Annotated in this window: 19 protein-coding genes; 8 read left to right on the top strand and 11 right to left on the bottom strand. The window is 66.9% G+C overall.

What is annotated here, in order from left to right; translation table 11 throughout:
- Nucleotides 1-18: 18 nt before the first annotated feature.
- Nucleotides 19-729 carry a YitT family protein gene (locus FHJ30_RS03915; RefSeq protein WP_240793571.1) on the bottom strand — a complete coding sequence of 237 codons (711 nt, stop codon included), beginning with the start codon at nucleotides 727-729 and terminating at the stop codon, nucleotides 19-21.
- 61 nt (nucleotides 730-790) lie between these two features.
- Between FHJ30_RS03915 and FHJ30_RS03910 the strand changes: the two genes are divergently transcribed.
- The gene (locus FHJ30_RS03910) at nucleotides 791-2,338 is read left to right on the top strand and encodes a PLP-dependent aminotransferase family protein (protein WP_373683167.1); all 1,548 of its coding nucleotides are present in this window, start codon (nucleotides 791-793) and stop codon (nucleotides 2,336-2,338) included.
- Nucleotides 2,339-2,446: 108 nt separating this feature from the next.
- On the opposite strand, the gene FHJ30_RS03905 is transcribed toward FHJ30_RS03910, so the two are convergent.
- Nucleotides 2,447-3,139: an SRPBCC domain-containing protein gene (locus FHJ30_RS03905; RefSeq protein WP_139027939.1), complete on the bottom strand. Its 693-nt coding sequence runs from the start codon at nucleotides 3,137-3,139 to the stop codon at nucleotides 2,447-2,449.
- Nucleotides 3,132-3,761, bottom strand: a complete 630-nt coding sequence (locus FHJ30_RS03900) for a helix-turn-helix domain-containing protein (RefSeq protein ID WP_139027938.1) — start codon at nucleotides 3,759-3,761, stop codon at nucleotides 3,132-3,134. The genes FHJ30_RS03905 and FHJ30_RS03900 overlap by 8 nt, the downstream gene beginning before the upstream one ends.
- Nucleotides 3,762-3,860: 99 nt before the next feature.
- Between FHJ30_RS03900 and FHJ30_RS03895 the strand changes: the two genes are divergently transcribed.
- Nucleotides 3,861-4,844, top strand: coding sequence for an RluA family pseudouridine synthase (locus FHJ30_RS03895; RefSeq protein ID WP_139027982.1), 984 nt, complete (start codon nucleotides 3,861-3,863; stop codon nucleotides 4,842-4,844).
- 3 nt (nucleotides 4,845-4,847) lie between these two features.
- Here the strand turns inward: FHJ30_RS03895 and FHJ30_RS03890 are convergent, their stop codons facing one another.
- The 3 genes from FHJ30_RS03890 to FHJ30_RS03880 form a co-directional block, all read right to left on the bottom strand.
- A complete protein-coding gene (locus FHJ30_RS03890; protein WP_139027937.1) occupies nucleotides 4,848-7,169 on the bottom strand; it encodes a hypothetical protein in 2,322 nt (773 codons plus the stop codon).
- Nucleotides 7,170-7,257: 88 nt separating this feature from the next.
- Nucleotides 7,258-7,461 (bottom strand): hypothetical protein, encoded by a 204-nt coding sequence (locus tag FHJ30_RS03885; RefSeq protein WP_139027936.1) that lies wholly within the window; start codon nucleotides 7,459-7,461, stop codon nucleotides 7,258-7,260.
- Nucleotides 7,462-7,520: 59 nt separating this feature from the next.
- Entirely contained in the window at nucleotides 7,521-7,718 is a 198-nt protein-coding gene (locus FHJ30_RS03880; protein WP_139027935.1) for a hypothetical protein, read from the bottom strand.
- Nucleotides 7,719-7,932: 214 nt separating this feature from the next.
- Here FHJ30_RS03880 and FHJ30_RS03875 point away from each other — a divergent pair, with 214 nt between their 5' ends.
- The 3 genes from FHJ30_RS03875 to FHJ30_RS03865 all read left to right on the top strand — a co-directional run bounded on the left by FHJ30_RS03875 (nucleotide 7,933) and on the right by FHJ30_RS03865 (nucleotide 9,739).
- The gene (locus tag FHJ30_RS03875; RefSeq protein WP_139027934.1) at nucleotides 7,933-8,133 is read left to right on the top strand and encodes a hypothetical protein; all 201 of its coding nucleotides are present in this window, start codon (nucleotides 7,933-7,935) and stop codon (nucleotides 8,131-8,133) included.
- A gap of 195 nt (nucleotides 8,134-8,328) precedes the next feature.
- Nucleotides 8,329-9,042: a BTAD domain-containing putative transcriptional regulator gene (locus tag FHJ30_RS03870; protein ID WP_171058907.1), complete on the top strand. Its 714-nt coding sequence runs from the start codon at nucleotides 8,329-8,331 to the stop codon at nucleotides 9,040-9,042.
- Nucleotides 9,043-9,121: 79 nt separating this feature from the next.
- A complete protein-coding gene (locus tag FHJ30_RS03865; RefSeq protein ID WP_139027932.1) occupies nucleotides 9,122-9,739 on the top strand; it encodes a DedA family protein in 618 nt (205 codons plus the stop codon).
- Between the two features lie 38 nt (nucleotides 9,740-9,777).
- Here the strand turns inward: FHJ30_RS03865 and FHJ30_RS03860 are convergent, their stop codons facing one another.
- Nucleotides 9,778-10,083: a hypothetical protein gene (locus FHJ30_RS03860; protein ID WP_139027931.1), complete on the bottom strand. Its 306-nt coding sequence runs from the start codon at nucleotides 10,081-10,083 to the stop codon at nucleotides 9,778-9,780.
- A 138-nt stretch (nucleotides 10,084-10,221) separates the two neighbouring features.
- Between FHJ30_RS03860 and FHJ30_RS03855 the strand changes: the two genes are divergently transcribed.
- The gene (locus FHJ30_RS03855) at nucleotides 10,222-10,725 is read left to right on the top strand and encodes a hypothetical protein (protein ID WP_139027930.1); all 504 of its coding nucleotides are present in this window, start codon (nucleotides 10,222-10,224) and stop codon (nucleotides 10,723-10,725) included.
- Nucleotides 10,726-10,806: 81 nt separating this feature from the next.
- On the opposite strand, the gene ppc is transcribed toward FHJ30_RS03855, so the two are convergent.
- Nucleotides 10,807-13,638, bottom strand: coding sequence for a phosphoenolpyruvate carboxylase (ppc, locus tag FHJ30_RS03850; protein WP_139027929.1), 2,832 nt, complete (start codon nucleotides 13,636-13,638; stop codon nucleotides 10,807-10,809).
- A gap of 112 nt (nucleotides 13,639-13,750) precedes the next feature.
- Nucleotides 13,751-14,296, bottom strand: coding sequence for a hypothetical protein (locus FHJ30_RS03845; RefSeq protein WP_171058906.1), 546 nt, complete (start codon nucleotides 14,294-14,296; stop codon nucleotides 13,751-13,753).
- A 103-nt stretch (nucleotides 14,297-14,399) separates the two neighbouring features.
- Between FHJ30_RS03845 and FHJ30_RS03840 the strand changes: the two genes are divergently transcribed.
- Complete coding sequence (locus FHJ30_RS03840; protein ID WP_139027928.1) at nucleotides 14,400-15,227, top strand: DUF1684 domain-containing protein; 828 nt, start codon at nucleotides 14,400-14,402, stop codon at nucleotides 15,225-15,227.
- Here the strand turns inward: FHJ30_RS03840 and FHJ30_RS03835 are convergent.
- Both FHJ30_RS03835 and FHJ30_RS03830 read right to left on the bottom strand, forming a co-directional pair.
- Nucleotides 15,224-16,429: an acyl-CoA dehydrogenase family protein gene (locus FHJ30_RS03835; protein ID WP_139027980.1), complete on the bottom strand. Its 1,206-nt coding sequence runs from the start codon at nucleotides 16,427-16,429 to the stop codon at nucleotides 15,224-15,226. The genes FHJ30_RS03840 and FHJ30_RS03835 overlap by 4 nt on opposite strands.
- 11 nt (nucleotides 16,430-16,440) lie before the next feature.
- Complete coding sequence (locus tag FHJ30_RS03830; RefSeq protein ID WP_139027927.1) at nucleotides 16,441-17,235, bottom strand: 3-hydroxyacyl-CoA dehydrogenase; 795 nt, start codon at nucleotides 17,233-17,235, stop codon at nucleotides 16,441-16,443.
- Nucleotides 17,236-17,370: 135 nt separating this feature from the next.
- Between FHJ30_RS03830 and FHJ30_RS03825 the strand changes: the two genes are divergently transcribed.
- Complete coding sequence (locus tag FHJ30_RS03825; protein WP_139027926.1) at nucleotides 17,371-18,585, top strand: glycoside hydrolase family 76 protein; 1,215 nt, start codon at nucleotides 17,371-17,373, stop codon at nucleotides 18,583-18,585.
- The last annotated feature ends 23 nt before the right edge of the window (nucleotides 18,586-18,608 follow it).

Genomic DNA, 18,608 nt, shown 5'->3' with positions numbered 1-18,608 from the left:
TCGGCCCCGCCCGTCCGGTCAGCGGGTGCTGGCCAGGGGCTCCGGCGCTGTATCTTCGGAGGTGCTGCGCTTTCCGGAGCTGCCGCGGCTTTCCGCGGCGCCACGGCTTTCGAAGCTGGCGTGCTCGCCAGCGCCATTGTCCGTGCCGGGCGCAGCGGGCACCATGAACATCGGCAGCAGCAGCTGGACCAGGGGCCCGATGGCAAGGGCGTAAACAACGGTTCCCACGCCCACGGAGCCACCAAGGAACCAGCCGGCGGCCAGGACAACAACTTCGATCAACGTTCGGGACACCCTCACGGACCACCCGGTGCGCCGGGCCAGGCCGGTCATCAACCCGTCGCGTGCGCCGGGACCGAACCGGGCGCCAATGTAGCAGGCGGAAGCGATGCCGTTCAGCAGTACGGCGCCGGCCAGCAGCCCGATCTGTCCGCCCAGGTGTGAAAAAGCCGGGATCAGGGCGAGGCCGATGTCAGCGAACACACCCACCAGGACGGCGTTGCAGAGGGTGCCGAACCCCGGCCACTGCCGCAATGGAATCCACAGCAGCAGCACCAGGAAACTCACAAGGATGACCACCGCACCGATGCTGAGCCCGGTCCTTCCGGCGACGCCCTGGTGAAAGACATCCCACGGGTCCAGGCCCAGTCCGGCGCGGATGAACATGGCGAGGGAGATGCCGTACATGGCAAGGCCGATAAAGAGCTGAAGAAGTCTGCGGGTCATCATAAAGACGACTCTGGCAGAAAACTGGCCTTGAATTACATAGCCAGTCTGAGATACTGGCCTGATGTCTTCCCTGACCGCCTCCGGCCTGTCCCGCCTCTTGGGCGAGTGGAACGTAGGTGCGGCGGCCGGCTACCGCGAGCTGGCCGACGTCGTCCGCCTTCTGGTGCTCGACGGCCGCGTGGCCCTGGACACTGCCCTGCCCAGCGAGCGGGCACTGTCCGAAGCCCTGGGCGTCAGCCGGACCATGGTGACTGCCGCCTATGGCCTGCTCCGTGAGCAGGGTTTCCTTACCGGCAGCCAAGGAAGCAGGAGCCGGACCCGGATTCCGCCCCTGACACCTGCAGGCACCACGGTGTTCACGGGGCCCGTGCGCAATGACCCGGCTTTGAGCGCCCCCGGGCTGGCTGCCCCGGAAGGACTGATCGACCTCGCCTACGCCTCCCTTCCGGCCAGCGGCGAGGTGGTGCACCGTGCGTTCGCGGCCGCCCTCACCGAGCTCCCGGCCCTGCTCCCTGGATTCGGCTACGACGCCATCGGCCTGCTCCCCCTGCGCCAGGCAGTGGCGGCGCGCTACACAGCGGCCGGGGCGCCCACCACTGCGGACCAGATCCTGGTGACATCGGGGGCGCAGCACGCCCTCAACATCATCCTTCGCGCCCTTGCCGGCCGGCAGGAGCGGGTGCTGGTGGAGCACCCCAGCTACCCGAACGCGCTGGATGCCATCCGGGCGGCGGGATGCAGGCCCGTTCCGGTGGCATTCTCCGGCGGCTCCGGAGGGGCTGGCCCCCGGGCGGGTAGTGCCAGAGCAGGCGGCCCCGAATCAAGTGGCCAGGCGGGCCGGCCGTGGGACATGGACGGCATGCGGGCGGCCCTGCAGCAGCGGCCCAAGCTGGCCTACGTGGTTCCCGACTTCCACAATCCCACGGGCCAGCTCATGCCCGACTCCCAGCGCCGCCAGTTGGTGCGTGCGGCCGCAGGCGCCGCCACGGTCCTGGTGGTGGACGAGACCCTCCGGGAGCTGAACCTTGACGGCGCCGAAACAACTCCGGTCGCAGCCTTCAGCCCGGCAGTGGTGACCATCGGCTCGCTCAGCAAGTCCCACTGGGGCGGCCTGCGCACCGGCTGGATCCGTGCCTCCCCCGGCCTGATCCAGCGGTTTGCCGCCGCCCGGACTTCACTCGACCTGGGCGGCCCCCTGATGGAGCAGCTTGCCGCCGCCCATCTGGTCCGCGCCCTGGACGAGCCGCTGCCGGCCCGGATTAGCGCACTCCGGGAGAGCCGGGCAGCACTTCTGGAACTCCTTGCCGGCCACTTGCCCGAATGGGAGACGGCATACCCTGCCGGCGGGCTCTCGGCTTGGTGCCGGCTGCCCGGCCCCATCAGCACTGCGCTGACCATCATTGCCCCGGACTTCGGGATCCGGCTTGCGGCAGGCCCGCGCTTCGGAGTGGGCGGCGCTTTCGAGCGCTACCTCCGGGTGCCCTTCACCCTTCCGCCGGAGAAACTGGAGGCTGCCGTCCTGGCCCTGCGTTCAGCGCAGGACCGGCTGGACGCCGCCCCGCAACTCCGGCGCACCCTCAAAAACGCGCCGGCCGTGGCCATCGCCTGACGCGCAGATTCGCTTCCGACCCGCATATTCCCCGGCGCAGCCCGTACATGAGCGCCTCAGGGAATATGCGCGGCGGTTTATAATTGGCGAGTCCCAGGTGGGAGACCCTTACGCGTACGCCCTAGCCAGGAAGTTGCCCCATTGCTTCGCGGTGGCTTCCGAATCCCCTGTGCCGCTGAAGTCATGGACGGTCATCCCCACGGGTGCTCCCCAGGCGTTGCGGCCGAAGAAGCGGTACATGGCATCGGAAGTCCGCAGGCCGAGGAAGTGCTCATTGGAGAAGTCCACTTCCCCCGAAAGCTTCCCCACGCCGTCGAGCTCCACCTCCACGCGCGAACCCGGATCCGCGGACTCCACCCCCAGTGCCCCGCGCAGGCGGGCAAAGCCGTCCGGCGCCTGGGACGCTGCCGGCGCCTGGATGTCCGTGAACACCACGGGCCTGCCGTCGAAGTACTGCAGGTACTGGCCCAGCGTGTGGAGGTAGAACTCCGTGTGGCGGAAGGCGCCGTCGTACTGTTCGTCCCAGTTGTCCGCGAAGATCCCGCTGTGGACGTAGTGCAGGCGGGCGCGGCCGCCGTCGAGCGGTTCCAGGACATGCTCCAGCTGGTTGAACCAGCCGTCAGGGCCCTCCATTCTGGACACTAGGTGGGTGGGGTATTCCTTGACGGTCTTGACGTCGGGCCACTGGTCCGTGGGGAACATCCACGCGGGCGTTCCGCTGGTCACGGCCTCCCACACGCGCTCCGGCGTGCCCGGAAGCTCAGTGTCGTAGACGATTTCGAAGTTGCGGTTGTCAGTCATTGTCCTGCTCCTTGCCTGAGGGGGTTTCCGTGGTTTCTTTGGCCGGTTTGAGGACGGGGTGGAGGGCCACCACCAGGCGGTGCCGCCGCCCGCGGGGTGCCTCACCGTCGTGGTATTTGTCCACCAGCCGGGTGACCTCCACGCCGAGCTCTTCGGCGAAGGCTGCCCGGTCAGCGGCAGTCCGGAAGGTGACTTCCCCGTCCACCGCGAAAGTGGCCAGCTTCTGGCGGGCCGCGGCCGCACCGGCAATCAGCTTCCCCATTTCCTGGACCATCCGGCCTGCCAGCGCCAGCAGCCAGAACGCCGAGAAATGGCTGGAAAAGCGGCCCGGATCCGGGGAGATCGACGCCAGCGCCTGCGGCGAGATCAAGTAGGACGAGGCCGTTGCCTGGAGGATGCGCTCCGTCACGTTGCCCTTGCGCCGCTCCTCCACCAGCTCCACCAGGCCATGCTTCTCCAGTGCTTTGAGGTGGTAGTTGACCTTCTGCCTCGGCAGCGCCAGCCGTACCGCGAGCCGGGTGGCCGACGCCGGCTGGACTAGCTCACGGAGAATCCGGGTACGGATGGGATCCAGTGATACCTCGGCCGCCGCCGGGTCCTCGATGACCGCTATCTCCAACATGTTTCCAGTATTGCTACCGACAACTTTTATTGTCAAGAACTTTTTTGCCGTCGGTTTTAGGTCCCGGGCCATCAGCGGCGCCGGTAGAATGGACCGGTGATGCAATCCCCCCTCCCCGTGCGCGACGGCGTGAACGCCACCCGCCTGCGCCTGCCGGAGGAGGGCCCCTGGGACACGGCCATGGACTACATGATGCACCGCTGGGGGCACATCGATCCGCAGGGCATCGAGGACAGGTTCGACGCCGGCGAGATCGTGGGCGAGGGCGGGATACCGCTGGACCGGGCCACTCCCCTCCAGGAGCACACCTTCATCTGGTACTACCGCAGCCTGCCGCCGGAGACGCGGATCCCGGTGGACATCAGCATCCTGCACCAGGACGAGCACCTGCTGGTGGTGGACAAACCGCACTTCCTGCCCACCACCCCCGGCGGCACGTACATCCAGGAGTCCGCACTGGTGCGGCTGCGCAACCAACTGGAACTGCCGGACCTGATCCCCATGCACCGGCTTGACCGGATGACCGCGGGCGTACTGCTGTTCTCCACCAATCCGCAGACCCGCGGCAAGTACCAGGTGCTCTTCGAGAAGCGCCAGGTGCAAAAGGAGTACGAATGCGTCGCCGCAGCCCACCCTGCCCCCGGCCACGCCGCCGTCGAATTTCCCGTGGTGGTCCGCAATAGGATGACCAAGTCCCGCAGCTACCTGCTCGCCGAAGTGGTGGACGGTGAACCCAACGCGGAAACACGGATCGAACAGTTGGAAACGTTCGACGCCGGCGCTTCGTCGGGTGCCTCCGGCGCCACAGCCGCGGCATCAGGCTGTCCCCGGCGCCTCGCGCGGTACCGGCTGGAGCCGCACACCGGAAAGACCCACCAGCTGCGGGTGCACATGGCGTCCCTCGGCCTGGGCATCATCCACGATGCCTTCTATCCGGAGCTGCTGGACAAAGCCCCGGACGACTACAGCCAGCCGCTCCAGCTGCTGGCCCGCGGCATCCGCTTCAGGGATCCGATTACCGGCGAGCCCGTGGAATATCGCAGCCGGCTTGAACTCAGCAAGGCGGCCCGGGGCCGCCGCTGACGGTTACAGGCCCCGCATTACGGCAGCGGAGGCATGCAGCCAGGCTTCTCGCGTTTCCGGCAGCAGCGCCTGGTAGTTCAGCCGCGCGCCGGAGACGAGGGACCGGTCGTAGGGGACGTCCAGGACTTCCCTCGTCAGTCCGGCAAAGTGGTTGTGGGCCTTGGCATGGAGCTGCAGGTCGGTCTCCCGCGACGGCCCGGCAAGCAATGTGACAGCGTTGCGGACCTTCGCGTCGAATCCGCGTTCGCGCAGTCCGTCAACGAGCCATACGGCGCTGGCGACCGTGTCCTCCCTGAGGGTTGAAACGATGACCAGCCCGTCCGCCGCCGCCACCGCTGCTTCCCAGTTGGAGGCCCGCATGTTGTTGCCGGTGTCCACCAGGATAATCCGGTAGAACCGGCGCAGGGCAGCATGCAGCCGGTTGAACTCGCTGCTGCCAATGGTGGCCGCCCCCGCCGCGTCCTCGTCCGAGGCGAGCACGTCGAACTGCGTTGAGCCCTGGTAGCGCACGTAACGGTCCAGATCCCCGATCCGGCCACGGACGGGATCGTCGAAGCGGTCCACCTCCTGCAACAGGTCAACGGCCGTCCTGGCGTGGCCGGCCAGCGGCGCGCGCCAGCCCAAGGTGCCCCGCGTTTCGTTGTTGTCCCACGCAAGCGTGTAGCCGCCGCGCTGGGTTCCCATGGTGGCGGCGAGGAGCAGGGTGGCAGTGGTCTTGTGGGCGCCGCCCTTGGGGTTCACCACTACCACCGTTCGGGGCCCGTCCAGTCGGCGCTGGACGTCTTCGATAGCCTTTAGGTGCAGGCGTTCACGGCGCCCGGGGGCAGCGCTGATGGAGTTTCCGGTAAGCCGGCGAAGGGCGCCCTGCCAGCCCGCCTCCGCCAGGACGGACGGCGGCTGCAGCCTGTCGGCAAGGAAGTCCTGAAGGGTGGGAACGCTGTCGTCGTGCGCAGCGGCGGGGGGGACATCGATAGCCATGGCCGGGATTCCTTTCTGTGACGGCTTCTTCATGGATGGCTTGCCCGCGGAGGGAGTGAAGGCTCGGGCCGCCAGGCGGTGGAGCAAGGTGAGGAGGACCCGCAGCAGCCGGTACACCAGGATCCCCAGGCCGATCACCGGCAGCGACAGCAGGAGGACGGACAGGACGGCGAGCGCCGCGGCGGCGGGGTCCCCTGCCCCGACCGCGCGGACTGCAGTCCCTAGGTGTTCCCGGACAGCACGTGCCGTCTGCTCCAGGATGAAAGGCAGGTTCAGCACCATCCACCCGAACGCAAACACCAGGAGCGGCACAACGGTGACCACCCATGCCGTCACGATACGCCGGGCAAAGGGGCGGAGCTCCTTGACCTTCGGTTCCGCGGGACGACCGGGCACAAGGCTTAGCAGAACAGGCCGGATCCGGTTGAACAGGTCCGGGACGCCCGCTATGTCCGCCAGGACAAAGTAGCCGTCAAAGCGCAGGGTGGGGATCAGCTGCTGCACCATCCCGACGTGCATCAATGCTGCCGCCAGCAGGAAAAACCCCTGGCCCGATGCCAGGTAGGCGGCGCCGAAGGCGAGCAGGCACAGGCAGTTGAAGTACAGCCCGCCAAGGTCCGTGCGTATCCTGCCACCACGGCCAAGGCGGTAGGAGTCCGTCACGTTCGTGAACAGAGCGGGAAAGACCAGGTAGACGCCGACTCCGATAACACCCGGCCGTGCGCCGCCATACCGGCAGGCTGTTGCATGCCCCAGTTCGTGGAACACCGCTCCTGCCGTCAGGAGGGCAAAGATGCCAAGCAGCAGCGCCGGGGCGAGGAAGACTTGCTGCAGCGATGCCAGGAAGTCGGCTCTGGCAAGCATCAGGGCATCGACGACGGCCAGCGCCACCAGGACTGCCGCCACCACGGGGGGCCAGAACAACGGTGACAGGAGCCGGGCCAGGTTATTTACCGCCTTTTCGGGAAGGAGGGTTCCCCGCAACCGCAGCGCGAGCAACGGGTCGGCTGTTGGGGGTCCCGGAAGCTGGGCAGGGTCAACTGCGGCGTCGGTGACCAGCCCCAGCGGCGCCAGTCTGGCGCGGAGAAGGTAACTAAGCCCGCTCGCACCCAGTTCCCGGCCGTAGGTGGCGCTGATTTCCCGGGCTGCCTGCGGAAGGGGCTTATCCGGCGAAATTGAAACCATGACCAGGTGGAGCAGTTCCGAAAGCTGGACAACCTGGCCGTCGCCGCGTTTCAGCAGGAAGCTGCGCTCCCTCAACCCCGACCCCTCGACCTGGCCGAGGAAGACAAGTCCAGGCGCAGGAGTCCAACGCTGGTCGAATGATGCCTCCGGTGCCGTTGCCACATTTCCACCAATAAGCTGAGCCTCAATCGGGTAGTGGGCACGCTCCGGCGTTGGAGCATGCCCACCGGGTTTTTCGGAATATGCCGGATTACTCTTCCAGCACCAGCAGTTCCTGGAGAGCGCCGGCATTCGCGACGGAACCGATCGACCCCGCATTGATGGCCATCGAAAGGTTGACTGCGATTACCGGCGAGATGTTGATGTCGAAGCAGCACAGGGTTTCCCTCGCGGGAAGCAGTTCCAGGCCTTCGGCGTCGAGATCCCCAGGTAGTAGCTCGGGTGAAGTGGTCATTGCACCTCAGCCCTCTCCCCCGGGCGTTACCCGGGTCCAGGTATTGCACGGTAAACGCACTAATGCTGGCCTATATGGACATTTTGCAGCGCAGCGCTGTATGCGTTCGAGAACAGTGAACCGGCGTTTACGGCCAGGGACGCGTTGTGGGCCATAACGCCTGCGAGATCGAAGCTGCCGTCGATGTACAGCGTCTCCCGCGTGGGCAGCAGCTCGGCTTGCTGTCCCGCCAGGTCCTGGATGCTGAGTTCCTTCATGTCAATCACCCCCTTTCGAAGTCTCCCGTTCAGTCAACGTGAAAACCCGTCGTGTTTTCATCACTGGGCCGTTATTCCGGCGTTGTTTCAGCGCTTCAAACTTTGGGGCGGAGGTCCGCCCGCAAACATGCTGCGTTTAGGATGGTGATGCCGGGCGGTAATATGTCCGCTTATTGCTGGGAAATAACTGGATCAAAGAAAGCAGGCACCGCCCGTGGCGGACAGCGAAGGCACGATGGTAATCCGCGCTTGGGTGGAGCCTGCACAAAACCAGGCCATTCGGGCCCGGCTGATTTCCAGCCGCCCCGGCCAGGAGGGTGAATCCATCGAGGCCGCAGGCAGTGCTGACGACATCGTCCGAGCCGTTCGCCGCTGGCTGGACCTGCTGCAGCAGGACGCCGGCACCACCGCCTGAAGCGTGCGCCGTGCGTCCGGAATCCTGCACAAAAACGCCTTGATAAGCAGGCAAACGAAAATTGCGGAGCGGAAATCATTTCCCCCTTTTTGGTGAATAGCCTCCCCCTCTCTTTCGAACGTTATTGACAGCACCAGCCCAAATGCCACGATGGGTGTTGGGGGTTTCACGCGTTGCCGCTTGAAGGGGAATGGCATGACGGGGGCTCTCGCGCAGGAATGGCAATTAAGCCTGCTGGGGGCCTGGCGTCTGCAACAGGGCACCAAGACATTCCAGGTGGCCAGCCGGGAACAGCGGCTGATCGCCTGTGTCGGCCTCCTCGGCCGGCGGCACAGGAGTTTCCTCTCCGGCCTGTTGTGGCCGCGAAGCAGCGAAACGCAAGCCGCCGGGAACCTGCGCACCACAGTCTGGTGCATCTCCCACACCTTTCCGCGCCTGATTCATGCAGCGGCCGACACCCTGGAGCTGGACGAGTCGGTGAACGTGGACGTCGCATCCCTGCAGCGGCAGGTCGCCACCCTGCACGACCAGCCAGGAATCGAGGTTCCGGACAGCTACTTGGACCATCTTGGCCGGGCTGAACTGCTGCCCGGCTGGTACGAGGACTGGGTGGTCTTTGAACAGGAGCGGCTGCGGCAGCTGCGCCTTGGCGCGCTGGAGCTCATGGCCCGGCAGTACCTTGCCGGGAACGAACCCGGCAAAGCGGTGATCGCGGCACTGTCCGCGGTTAACATCGAGCCGCTTCGCGAATCCGCCCACCTCCTCCTGGTCCAGGCGCATCTCGCCGCCGGCAACCGGGCAGCGGCGGTCCGTGCCTACCGGATGTTTGCTGTCCGGCTGGCGGCAGAACTCGGTGTCCAGCCAGCACCGCAACTCACCGGGCTGGTGGCCGCGTTCCATCCACGGTGAGTACAGAAAGGGCGCTTCGTGTGCCTGCAAACCGGGCAATCCCGCCGCCATCCCGCCCAAAGTGCGGTACCTTGTGCCCATGGACTTCGGCAGCGCTGAGAGCTGGGGGACGGCGATCTATTTCTGGATCATCCCCGTGGTTCTCGGTGATGCCATCTTCCCGCCCGTCCCCTCCGAGATGGTGGTAATCACTGGCGGGGCCCTGTCCGCAGACGGGCGCGCCAACGTATTCCTGGTTGGAATACTCTCCGCCCTGGCCTCCTGGATCGGGGACATGGTGGTCTTCCAGCTCTTCCGGCGGCGGCTGAGCCACGTCCTGGACCGGTGGCGGTGGGGCCGGCGGGTCCACCAGGGCATCCACGAGGCTATCGCCAAAGCCGGCCGCTCATCCACCTACGGGACCATCATCGGGGCCAGGTTCATCCCCGGCGGGCGGCTGGCCACCTCTGCGGCGGCCGGCATAGCCAACGTTTCCGTGCGCGGATTTAGCCTGTGCGCGGGCCTCGGGGCGTTGCTGTGGGCTTGCTGGCTGGTTGGCCTGGGCTACTTCACCGGCTCGGCAACCAGACTGCCGTTCTGGGCCAGCTCGCTCATCGGCGTGGCGCTCGGGCTGGTGGTGGGCGCCGTCGTCGGTGTGATCGTGACCCGGCGCCGCGGCAATCGGTCGCCGGTGGAGGAACCCGGGCCCCTGGGCTGAATGCTGGATGACGCCGGGCCCTTGCTGCCGGCCTGGTCCTAGATGGGCGCCCAGCGGCCGCGGTTGCGGCGCAGCACCGAGAGCGAACCCGTAAGGGCAACGCGTTCGACGGCGTCCCTCATCATGGCTGCCGATTCCAGCGCCTGCTGGTTCTCGCCGCTGTATTCGGTGGCCTCCACGAGGAACCGCAGGTTCAGCTGCGGCACCCCGCCGGCAATCTGCAACTGGTTCGACTCCACGTGGTGGCGGGTTCCCAGCGCTTCCACCGCGGCGTCCATCACGGCTTCAGGCGGGTTGCCCGGCCGAAGCCCCGTGATCTTCAAGCGGGTCTGGAAAGAAGGCATGCCTATTACCTTAGCCAAGTGGTGGCGCAGACCCGGCCAGCAGGAAGTAGAGACGACCCATGGCTTCTCCAGTGGAGCGGGACTAAAATGGGCCCGCGGTCTCATCGTCAGTATCAATTCGAGAAAAGAAGACGGAACATGAGACGGAGTATCCTGCGTGCTTTCGCAGCCGTATTTGCAGGCATCCTGGCATCGGTTTTGGGCATCAGCGCCGCTTCAGCGGGCCCGGGGCGGAGTGACCTTGCAGCAGTGCGGCAGGCCACAGTCCAGTATCACAACGTAGACGCAGCCATAGCGGCCGGCTACGAGCCGTTGGGTGAATGCGTTCCCGGCATGGGCTACCACTACGTCAATCTCAGCCAGTTCGGCAGGATGGACCCGCTGACCCCGGATGCACTGACGTACGCAGCCAACAGCGCGGGGCACCTCAGGCTGGTGGCAGCAGAATGGTTCAAAGTGGACCTCGACCAGAACCTGGCCACCGATGGCGACCGGCCGTCCTTGTTTGGCAAGGACTTCGACGGCCCCATGCTCGGCCATGCCCCCGGCATGCCGATCCACTACGACCTCCATGCGTACCTCTGGCAGGGTAACCCGGACGGTGTCCTGGCGACCTACAACCCGAAGGTGAGCTGCCCGTAGCCACAGCGCGGATGCGCTATCACTTGTGGTTGCCCCAGCGCTTGGGAAGGGCCAAAAGTGATAGCGCAACGCGGTATGGGCTTAGCCGGTGTTGCGGAGGCCCGCTGCCACCCCGTTGACGGTGATCAGCATGGCGCGCTGGAGGCGTTCGTCGATCTCGGCTCCGCTGATGCCCTGCGCTTTTTCTGCGGCGTCGGCGGCCTCGGCCCGGACACGGCGCAGGAGCTCCACCTGCAGGTAGCTGATCGGATCCAGGTACTGGTCCCGGATCTCGAGTGAACGCTTGAGCGTGGGCTGGGCGTCCAGGAGCAGGCTCTCTCCGGTCAGGTTCTGGACCTCGGCAACGGTCAGCTCGTACTCCTCCCGGATGGACCGGAAAATGTGGTGGAGTTCCTCGGGGACAAGGGTGGAGACGTAGTAGCCGGCGATGTCCAGGTCCGTCTTGGCGAGGGTCATCTCCACGTTGGAGAGCACGGACCGGAAGAAATGCCAGTTCTCCCACATCTCCACAAGCTGGGCCGCGTTGCCGGCCTCGCGGGCAGCCCTGAGGCCGGAACCAACGCCATACCAGCCCGGGACGATCTGGCGGGACTGGGTCCAGCCGAACACCCACGGGATGGCGCGCAGGCCGCCAAGGCCCGCACCGGAATCGGGGCGCTTGGACGGGCGGGAGCCGATGTTCAGCGAGCCCAGCTGCTCCACCGGGGTGGCGGCCAGGAAGTAGGCCGGAAGGTCGGGGTGGTCGATCAGGTTCCGGTACCGGTCGAACGCGGCGTCGGAGATTGTCTCCATGACGTGCCCGTAGCGTTCCCGCTGGTCGGCGGAGGTGCGCGGGTCCCGGTGCAGGGCGGAGCCCTGCAGCACGGCGGCCAGGGAGAGCTCAAGGTTTTCGCGGGCAAGCTCGGGCAGGGAGTACTTGTCCGAGATGACCTCGCCCTGTTCCGTGAACTTGATTTCGCCCTCCAGCACGCCGTTGGGCTGCGCCAGGATGGCGTCGTAGGTGGGTCCGCCGCCGCGGCCCACGGACCCGCCGCGGCCGTGGAAGAGGCGCACGCGCACGCCGTGCTTGGCGGCGACGTCCCGCAGCTTGCGCTGGGTCTTGTGGATTTCCCACTGGCTGGTCATAACGCCGGATTCCTTGTTGGAGTCCGAGTAGCCGAGCATGATTTCCTGGATGTCCCCGCGCAGCCGCACCAGTTCGCGGTAGGACGGATCGGACAGCAGCTGGTCAACGATCTCGGCAGAGGCGCGGAGTTCCTCCACGGTTTCCAGCAGCGGCGCGAACCCGATTTTCGCGTAGGGCTTTTCGCCAAACAGGTTCACCAGGCCGGCTTCACGTGCCAGGACGGCTGCTGCCAGGACGTCGTCGGCGCCGCGGGTCATGGAGATGATGTAGGTCTCGATGACGTCCGGGCCGTAGGTGCGGAGGGCGCGGCGGATCTCACGGAAGACGTCGTACGTGCCGTCAGCGGCGCCGTCGAGCTTGATCGGGTGCCCGGACAGCGGGCGGCGGGAGGCGAGTTCGGAGCCCAGCACCTCGAAGCGCTCCTCGCGGCTGAGCTCGGCGTACCGGAGGCCGGGGCCGCCCAGGCGGTCCATCAGCTGTCCGACGGCGTCATGGTGGTGGTCCGCGTGCTCGCGGATGTCCAGGGTGGCCAGGTGGAGGCCGAACGAGGCGATGGCGCGGCGGACCCGGGCCAGGGCGCCGTCGGCAGCCAAGGACGCCGAGTGGTTGCGGAGGGAGAGCTCCACCAGTTCGAGGTCCGCCAGGAGTTCGTCAGTGCCGCTGTAGTCGCGGCCGTGTTCGTGGTGCGAGCCCGCCGCCACCCGCTTGCCGGTGTTGATCAGCTTGGCTTTGATGCAGGTCAGCTTCAGGCGGTAGGGCTCCTGGGCGTTAAGCTCCAGGACCCGCTTGTCCAGGCCGGGCAGCTTCTTCAGGTCGGCCTCGATGGATTCCAGCAGCTCCTGGTCGGCACCCGCGAGCGCGGTGGAGTTGGAGAGGATGGAGATCAGCTCATCGATCATGCCGATGCTGATGCGGACCGCGTGCTGGTTCTGGATCTGCAGGATTTCGCGGGTGACCGCCGCCGTGACGTTGGGGTTGCCGTCCCGGTCCCCGCCGATCCAGGAGCCGAACCGGATGGGGGCGTTCTGTGATGCGAGGGTCACGCCGTGCTCGCCGAGCAGGTCCGAGAGTTCGGTGAGCATTTCCGGCATCGCGTCGGTCAGGATGCTGCCCAGGTAATAGATGGCGTTGCGGGCCTCGTCCACCGGTGTGGGCCGCACCTGGCGGAGCTCGTCCGTCTGCCACATCTGGTCGATGATTTCAGCCAGCTGGCGGTCCTGGCGCCGGCGTGCCGTAGTGCCCTCGGCGGTGGGCTGGGCCAGCACGTCGGAAAGCTTGCGGATCTTGTCCAGCACGGACCGGCGCGAGGCTTCGGTGGGGTGGGCGGTAAAGATGGGACGGACGTCCAGCCCGTTGACCACGTCCTGGAGGACTGCCGGCCCTGCCTGGTCTGCGATCTCTGCCACGGTCTTGGCCAACCAGCCATCCTTTTCGGCACGCGTACGCAGGCCCCGCACCCGGTGCACCTGTTCGGCGGCGTTGGCGAGGTGGAAGTAGAAAGCGAAGGCACGGACCAGGTCCGTGGCCTGCTCGATAGGCAGCGAGCCCAGGAGTTCGCGGACCTGGGCCACGACGTCGTGCGCGCTCCAGGGGCCGGTGGCGTCGGCACCGCCGCGGGCAGCTTCCTTGGATTCCTTGGTGAGGAGGCGCACCTGCTCCACCAGGTCAAGGAGTTCGGGTCCGTGCTGGCGGACCAGCGATTCTCCCAGCAGGGTGGAGACGCGGCGGACGTCTGCCCTCAGTTCGGAGGCAAGATCGGTTTCGGGATTCGTTGCAGTGTGAGCCATGGAAACTATCTTTCGAGGGTTCGGACTTGGCTCGTACACTGCGCTGGATACTGTGAGCCACGTAACTAGCTAAAGATGCTACCCGCACTCCGGCGGCATCGGGGAATCCGTCTCAGATAATGTCGCCGGCCGGGTAACCGACGTGGCGCTTGACCTGGTCGAGTTCCGCGCGGAGCTGTTCAACTTCGGTCTTGTAGGCCGTGAATTCTGCCCTGCTGCGCCGTGCCGCCCTGGCCGCGGCCGCCAGTGCAACCAGGGCCACGGGTACGGAAAGGGCCAGCGCCCAGCCCGCGGCAGCAAAGAAATCAAGGGCCACCGGAAGGGCTGACCGGAAGTCCACGAACTCGTTGACGCCGTCTGTCACACCGCCGAGCATCCCTTCCAGCGGCTCCAGGAAATTTCCCACCACCGGGGTGTCGGAGAGCGGCGGCGCGCTCAGCTTTGGCTGCGCGTCCCCGCCCCAGCGGCCGTCACCCAGGTGGTTCAGGACATAGATCCCCGCGCCCACGTTCGCGGCCATAAAGACCCCCACCGCGCCCAGGGCAGCCAGGTCGGGCCGCCGGGTCCGCCACAGCAGCAGCGCCACGCCGGCCACCACCGCCGTGATCCACGTCAGTGCCTTCAGCCAGTCGCTGCTTACGCCCGCAAGGATGTCCACCCCACCTATTGAACAGAGCGGACCGCAGCAAAGTGGAAATCGGCCGGAATGAACGCTGGCGCAGTGAGGTTGTAGCGTGGGCAACCCTCGTGTGAAAGGAACCATGAGTACCGTCCCCGCCGCCAGGCTGGAGCGCTGGCAGCGCTTCCGCGACAACCGCAACAAGGCCCTCGCCGCCCGCCACGGCTGGCTGACCCTCACCTCGTTCCAGTGGCTGGAGGACTCCCCCGCCGCCGTCGACCTGGCACCGGGCCTGTGGTCCACGGATGGTACGACGGCGGCACTCACCGCAGTGCCCGCCGACGGACTGTCCCTGGTGGAGACAGGAGAAGCAGTCACCGGGACCATCAGCGCCGCGCTCGCCGATGAGGAGTCCCTGATGTGGGTGCAGTTCGGCGGCGCCGGCGGTGACCAGGTGGTGGTGGAACTCGCCATGCGGGCCGGCCGCTACGCCATCCGCACCCGGGACTCGGGCTCGCCCGTCCTCACGGAATTCGGCGGCGTTCCCACCTTCCCCTACAACCCCGAGTGGGAAGTCACCGGCCGGTTCGAGCCCTATCCCGAACCTGTGGATGTGCCCATCGCCACCGCAAATGCGCTGGTGGACGGCATCCACCGCAGCGTGGGCGAGGTGGTGTTCCGCATTCCCGGCAGCAGCCACGAGTTCCGGCTGCAGGCGGAGGAAGAAAAGCTCGGCGCACTCACCGTCACCTTCCATGATGAAACCAACGGCGAAAGCACCGATGACTGGCGGAAGCTCTCCCTGCCCCGGCCGCGCCCGGATAACTCCGTGGTCCTGGATTTCAACCGTGCCATCAACTACCCCAGTGCCTTCACCCCGTACGGCACCTGCCCCATGCCAGTGAAGAACAACTCGCTGGACGTGCGCGTGGAGGCCGGCGAGAAGCTGCCCTACCCGCGCGAAAGCTAGGCGATTGCCGAAACCCCGGTGATGGCGCGGCCGGCAATCAGGGTGTTGATCTCGAAGGAGCCTTCGTAGGTGTAGATGGCCTCGGCGTCGGAAAAGATCTTGGCCATGCGGTAATCAGTCACTATCCCGTTGCCGCCCAGGATGGACCTGCCCATAGCCACGGTTTCCCGCATACGCGAGCTCAGGTATGACTTCGCGAGCGCTACCTGCGGCATGTCGGCGGTGCCGTCATCCTGCAGGCGCGCCAGTCCGGCCATCATGCCCATGCTCGCTACGGCGTTGCCGAGCATGGTCACGAGCTGCTGCTGGATCAGCTGGAACTGCGCCAGCGGGCGGCCGAACTGCCGGCGCTCCACGGCGTACTGCCGGGCGACGTCGAACGCGGCAAGCTGCTGGCCCACGGCCTGCCACGCGACCATGATCCGCGAGCCCCGCAAAAGCTCCTTGGTGTCCTCGAAGCTGCTGACGGACCCGAACCGGTCCGCCTCAGCCACCCGGACGTCCGCCAGGAGGATGTCCGCGTTCTGCACCGTCCGCAGCGCAATCTTGTTTTCGATCCGGGTCCGGGTGACGCCCGGCAAGGTAGCGTCCACGATGAACCCGCGGACCGAGCCGTCCGCCTCATCCAGCGCCCACACCAGCAGGTAGTCGCAGAACGTCCCGTTGCCGATCCATCGCTTCGCGCCGTTCAGCACCCAGGCATCACCGCCGTCGTCCGCCTCGCCTGTTGCGGACGAAATGCGCCTGGCGCGCGTCTCCATGCCGCCTGCCACGTCCGAACCGTGGCTGGGCTCAGTCAGGGCGAAGGCACCCGTGATGCGCAGATCCGAGGCGTCCGCCAGCAGCCGCCGCTTCTGGTCCTCACTGCCGAAGTCGTACAGTGCCTGGACGAACAGGTCGTGGTGGACCAGGAAGAAGGTGGCGATCGAGGTGTCAACGCGCGTCATCTCGGCAATGACCAAACCGGCAAACAGGTTGCTGTAGCCGCGCTTGGCGGGCGCGCTCAGTCCAAGGGCAGCCAGTCTGGGCAGGATGTGTGCGGGGAATTCGGCCTTGTTCCACCAGTCCCCTGCGTACGGCGCAATCTCGGCGGCCAGGAAATTCCGCAGTTCGGCGAGCTTGTCCCGTTCCTTTTGGCCCAGCAGGGATTCAAAGGCGAAAAAGTCCGCGGAGGGCAGCTCCGGCAGGCTGCCGTCCTCCATCCCGTGCGCAGTCACTTCGGGCCCATCCGGATGGCACCGTCCAGGCGGATGGTCTCCCCGTTCAGCATGGCGTTGTCCACGATGTGCGCCACCAGGTTTGCGTACTCATCGGGCCTGCCCAGCCGGGAGGGGTGCGGAACCTGGGCACCCAATGAGTCCTGGGCCTCCTGCGGGAGGCCGGCCATCATGGGCGTCTCGAAGATGCCCGGGGCGATGGTGACCACCCGGACCAGCGAGCGCGCCAGTTCCCGGGCGATGGGCAGCGTCATGGCCGCCACCGCACCCTTCGATGCCGCATACGCGGGCTGGCCGATCTGGCCCTCGAAGGCCGCAACCGAGGCGGTGTTGATGATGACGCCGCGTTCCGGTCCGCCCAGTGCCGTCCCGGCCGGCTCGGTGGCTACCATTGCCGCCGCCGCGAGCCGCAGCACATTGAACGTGCCAAGGAGGTTCACCTGGACCACCCGGCCGAAGGCCTCGAGCGGAAGCACGCCGTCCCGGCCCAGGACCTTTCCGGGGGTGGCGATCCCGGCGCAATTCACCACGATCCGCAGCGGACCAAGGCGGACGGCCGTGTCGACGGCGGCCTGCACTTGGGACTCGCTGGTCACGTCCGCCGGTGAAAAGGCGGCCGACCTGCCGGGAGCGCCGGACTGGTTCAGTTCTTCCGCGAGGGCAGCCCCTGCCGAGGACGGGAGGTCAACCAGCACTACGGAAGCGCCGTCCCGAAACAGGCGCCGGGCAGTCGCCGCCCCCAGGCCGGAGGCACCCCCGGTCACCAGCGCCACAGTGCCATTGACGTCCATACATCCTCCTTGATGCGGGCCCCCACGGCAGGGCGGCCGCGCAGGTTAGTTAGTGCATGTTAACTGAAATCCGGGAGGCCCGCATCACCAGGGGCTTCCCGCGCAGGCAAGTCAAGCGGGGTTAGGGTGGAACGCATGACGCGCCCGGATCCCGCCCCTGCCCGCCAGGATCTTTCCCCGTGGCATGGCAGGGCAACCGAAGCTGCCCGATCGGTGACCGCGCTCCATGGCAGGAGGCTTCTTTTCCTGCCGGGCACCCATCTCGGCGCCGTGCAGTGGCCCCCACCTTCCTGGCGCCGGGATCCAAGGGGCGCGCTCCTGGGCCCTTGGCATTACTGGTGGCAGGCCCACTACGTTGACTGCCTGGTGGATGCCGGGCGGCGCGAACTGGGCCACCGCGCCACCCCGGCCGCGAGGTACAACGGCCCGGACCACCCCAGCGCCGGGCGGCTCGCCTCCCGCCTGGTCACCGGCATTTGGCTGCGGAACGCCTTCACCTTCGTCAACAACTATTACGACGACATGGCCTGGCTGGCGCTTGCCACCCACCGGCTCGACAAGCTTGCCGAAGAGACCGGCGCGCCGGGGCGCAGGCGCAACGCGCACGTCCGAAAGTCCCTCACGCGACAGTTCGCGGCTGCCTGCACAAGTGACATGGGCGGCGGTGCCTTCTGGAGCAAGGCGCGGGATTTCAAGAACACCCCGGCCACGGCCCCCATCGCCCTTCACTTCGCCCGGACGGGCCACCCCGGGAAGGCGCAGGCGCTGCTGGACTGGCTGGACGCCACCCTCTTTGACCCGGACCAGGGCCTGTACCTCGATGGTGCACGGCTGAACCCCGCCGGGGAAGTGGTAGTGGAACGGGCGGTCTACACCTACAATCAGGGCCCCGTCCTTGGCGCCCTCCTGGAACAGGGCGGGGAAGCGAACCTGGCCCGGGCAGCCGTGGTGGTGGACGCAGTGGACCGGCTGCTGACGGTTCCCGCCACGCCACCCGCCGGCGAGGGCCGCGTCCTGCGGTGCGAGGGAACAGGAGACGGGGGCCTGTTCACCGGAATCCTCTGCCGCTACCTGGCCCTCGCGGCGGCCGACTCCCGGCTTTCCGCGCACACCCGCCGCACCGCCGCCACGCTGGTGGCCAACACCGCTGCGGCCTTCTGGGACGGAAGGCGCCCCCTCGCGGCCGGCGAGGCTCACGGAAAACACAGCGCGGGCATTTTCTCCATGCATGCTGCAAAGCCGGCACGGGAAACCTATCCCGCGGGCGCCGTCGTCGAACTTTCAACCCAGCTTCAGGCGTGGATGGCACTGGAGGCCGCGGCAACGCTCCCGTACAGCACCGGCAATTAGGGCACGCAACAGTTCCGTAATTG

This window comes from Arthrobacter sp. BB-1, from assembly GCF_006151685.1.
Lineage (GTDB): Bacteria > Actinomycetota > Actinomycetes > Actinomycetales > Micrococcaceae > Arthrobacter.
Note: the sequence above shows the minus strand (reverse complement) of the source record. Positions and strands in the feature narration are given on the sequence as shown.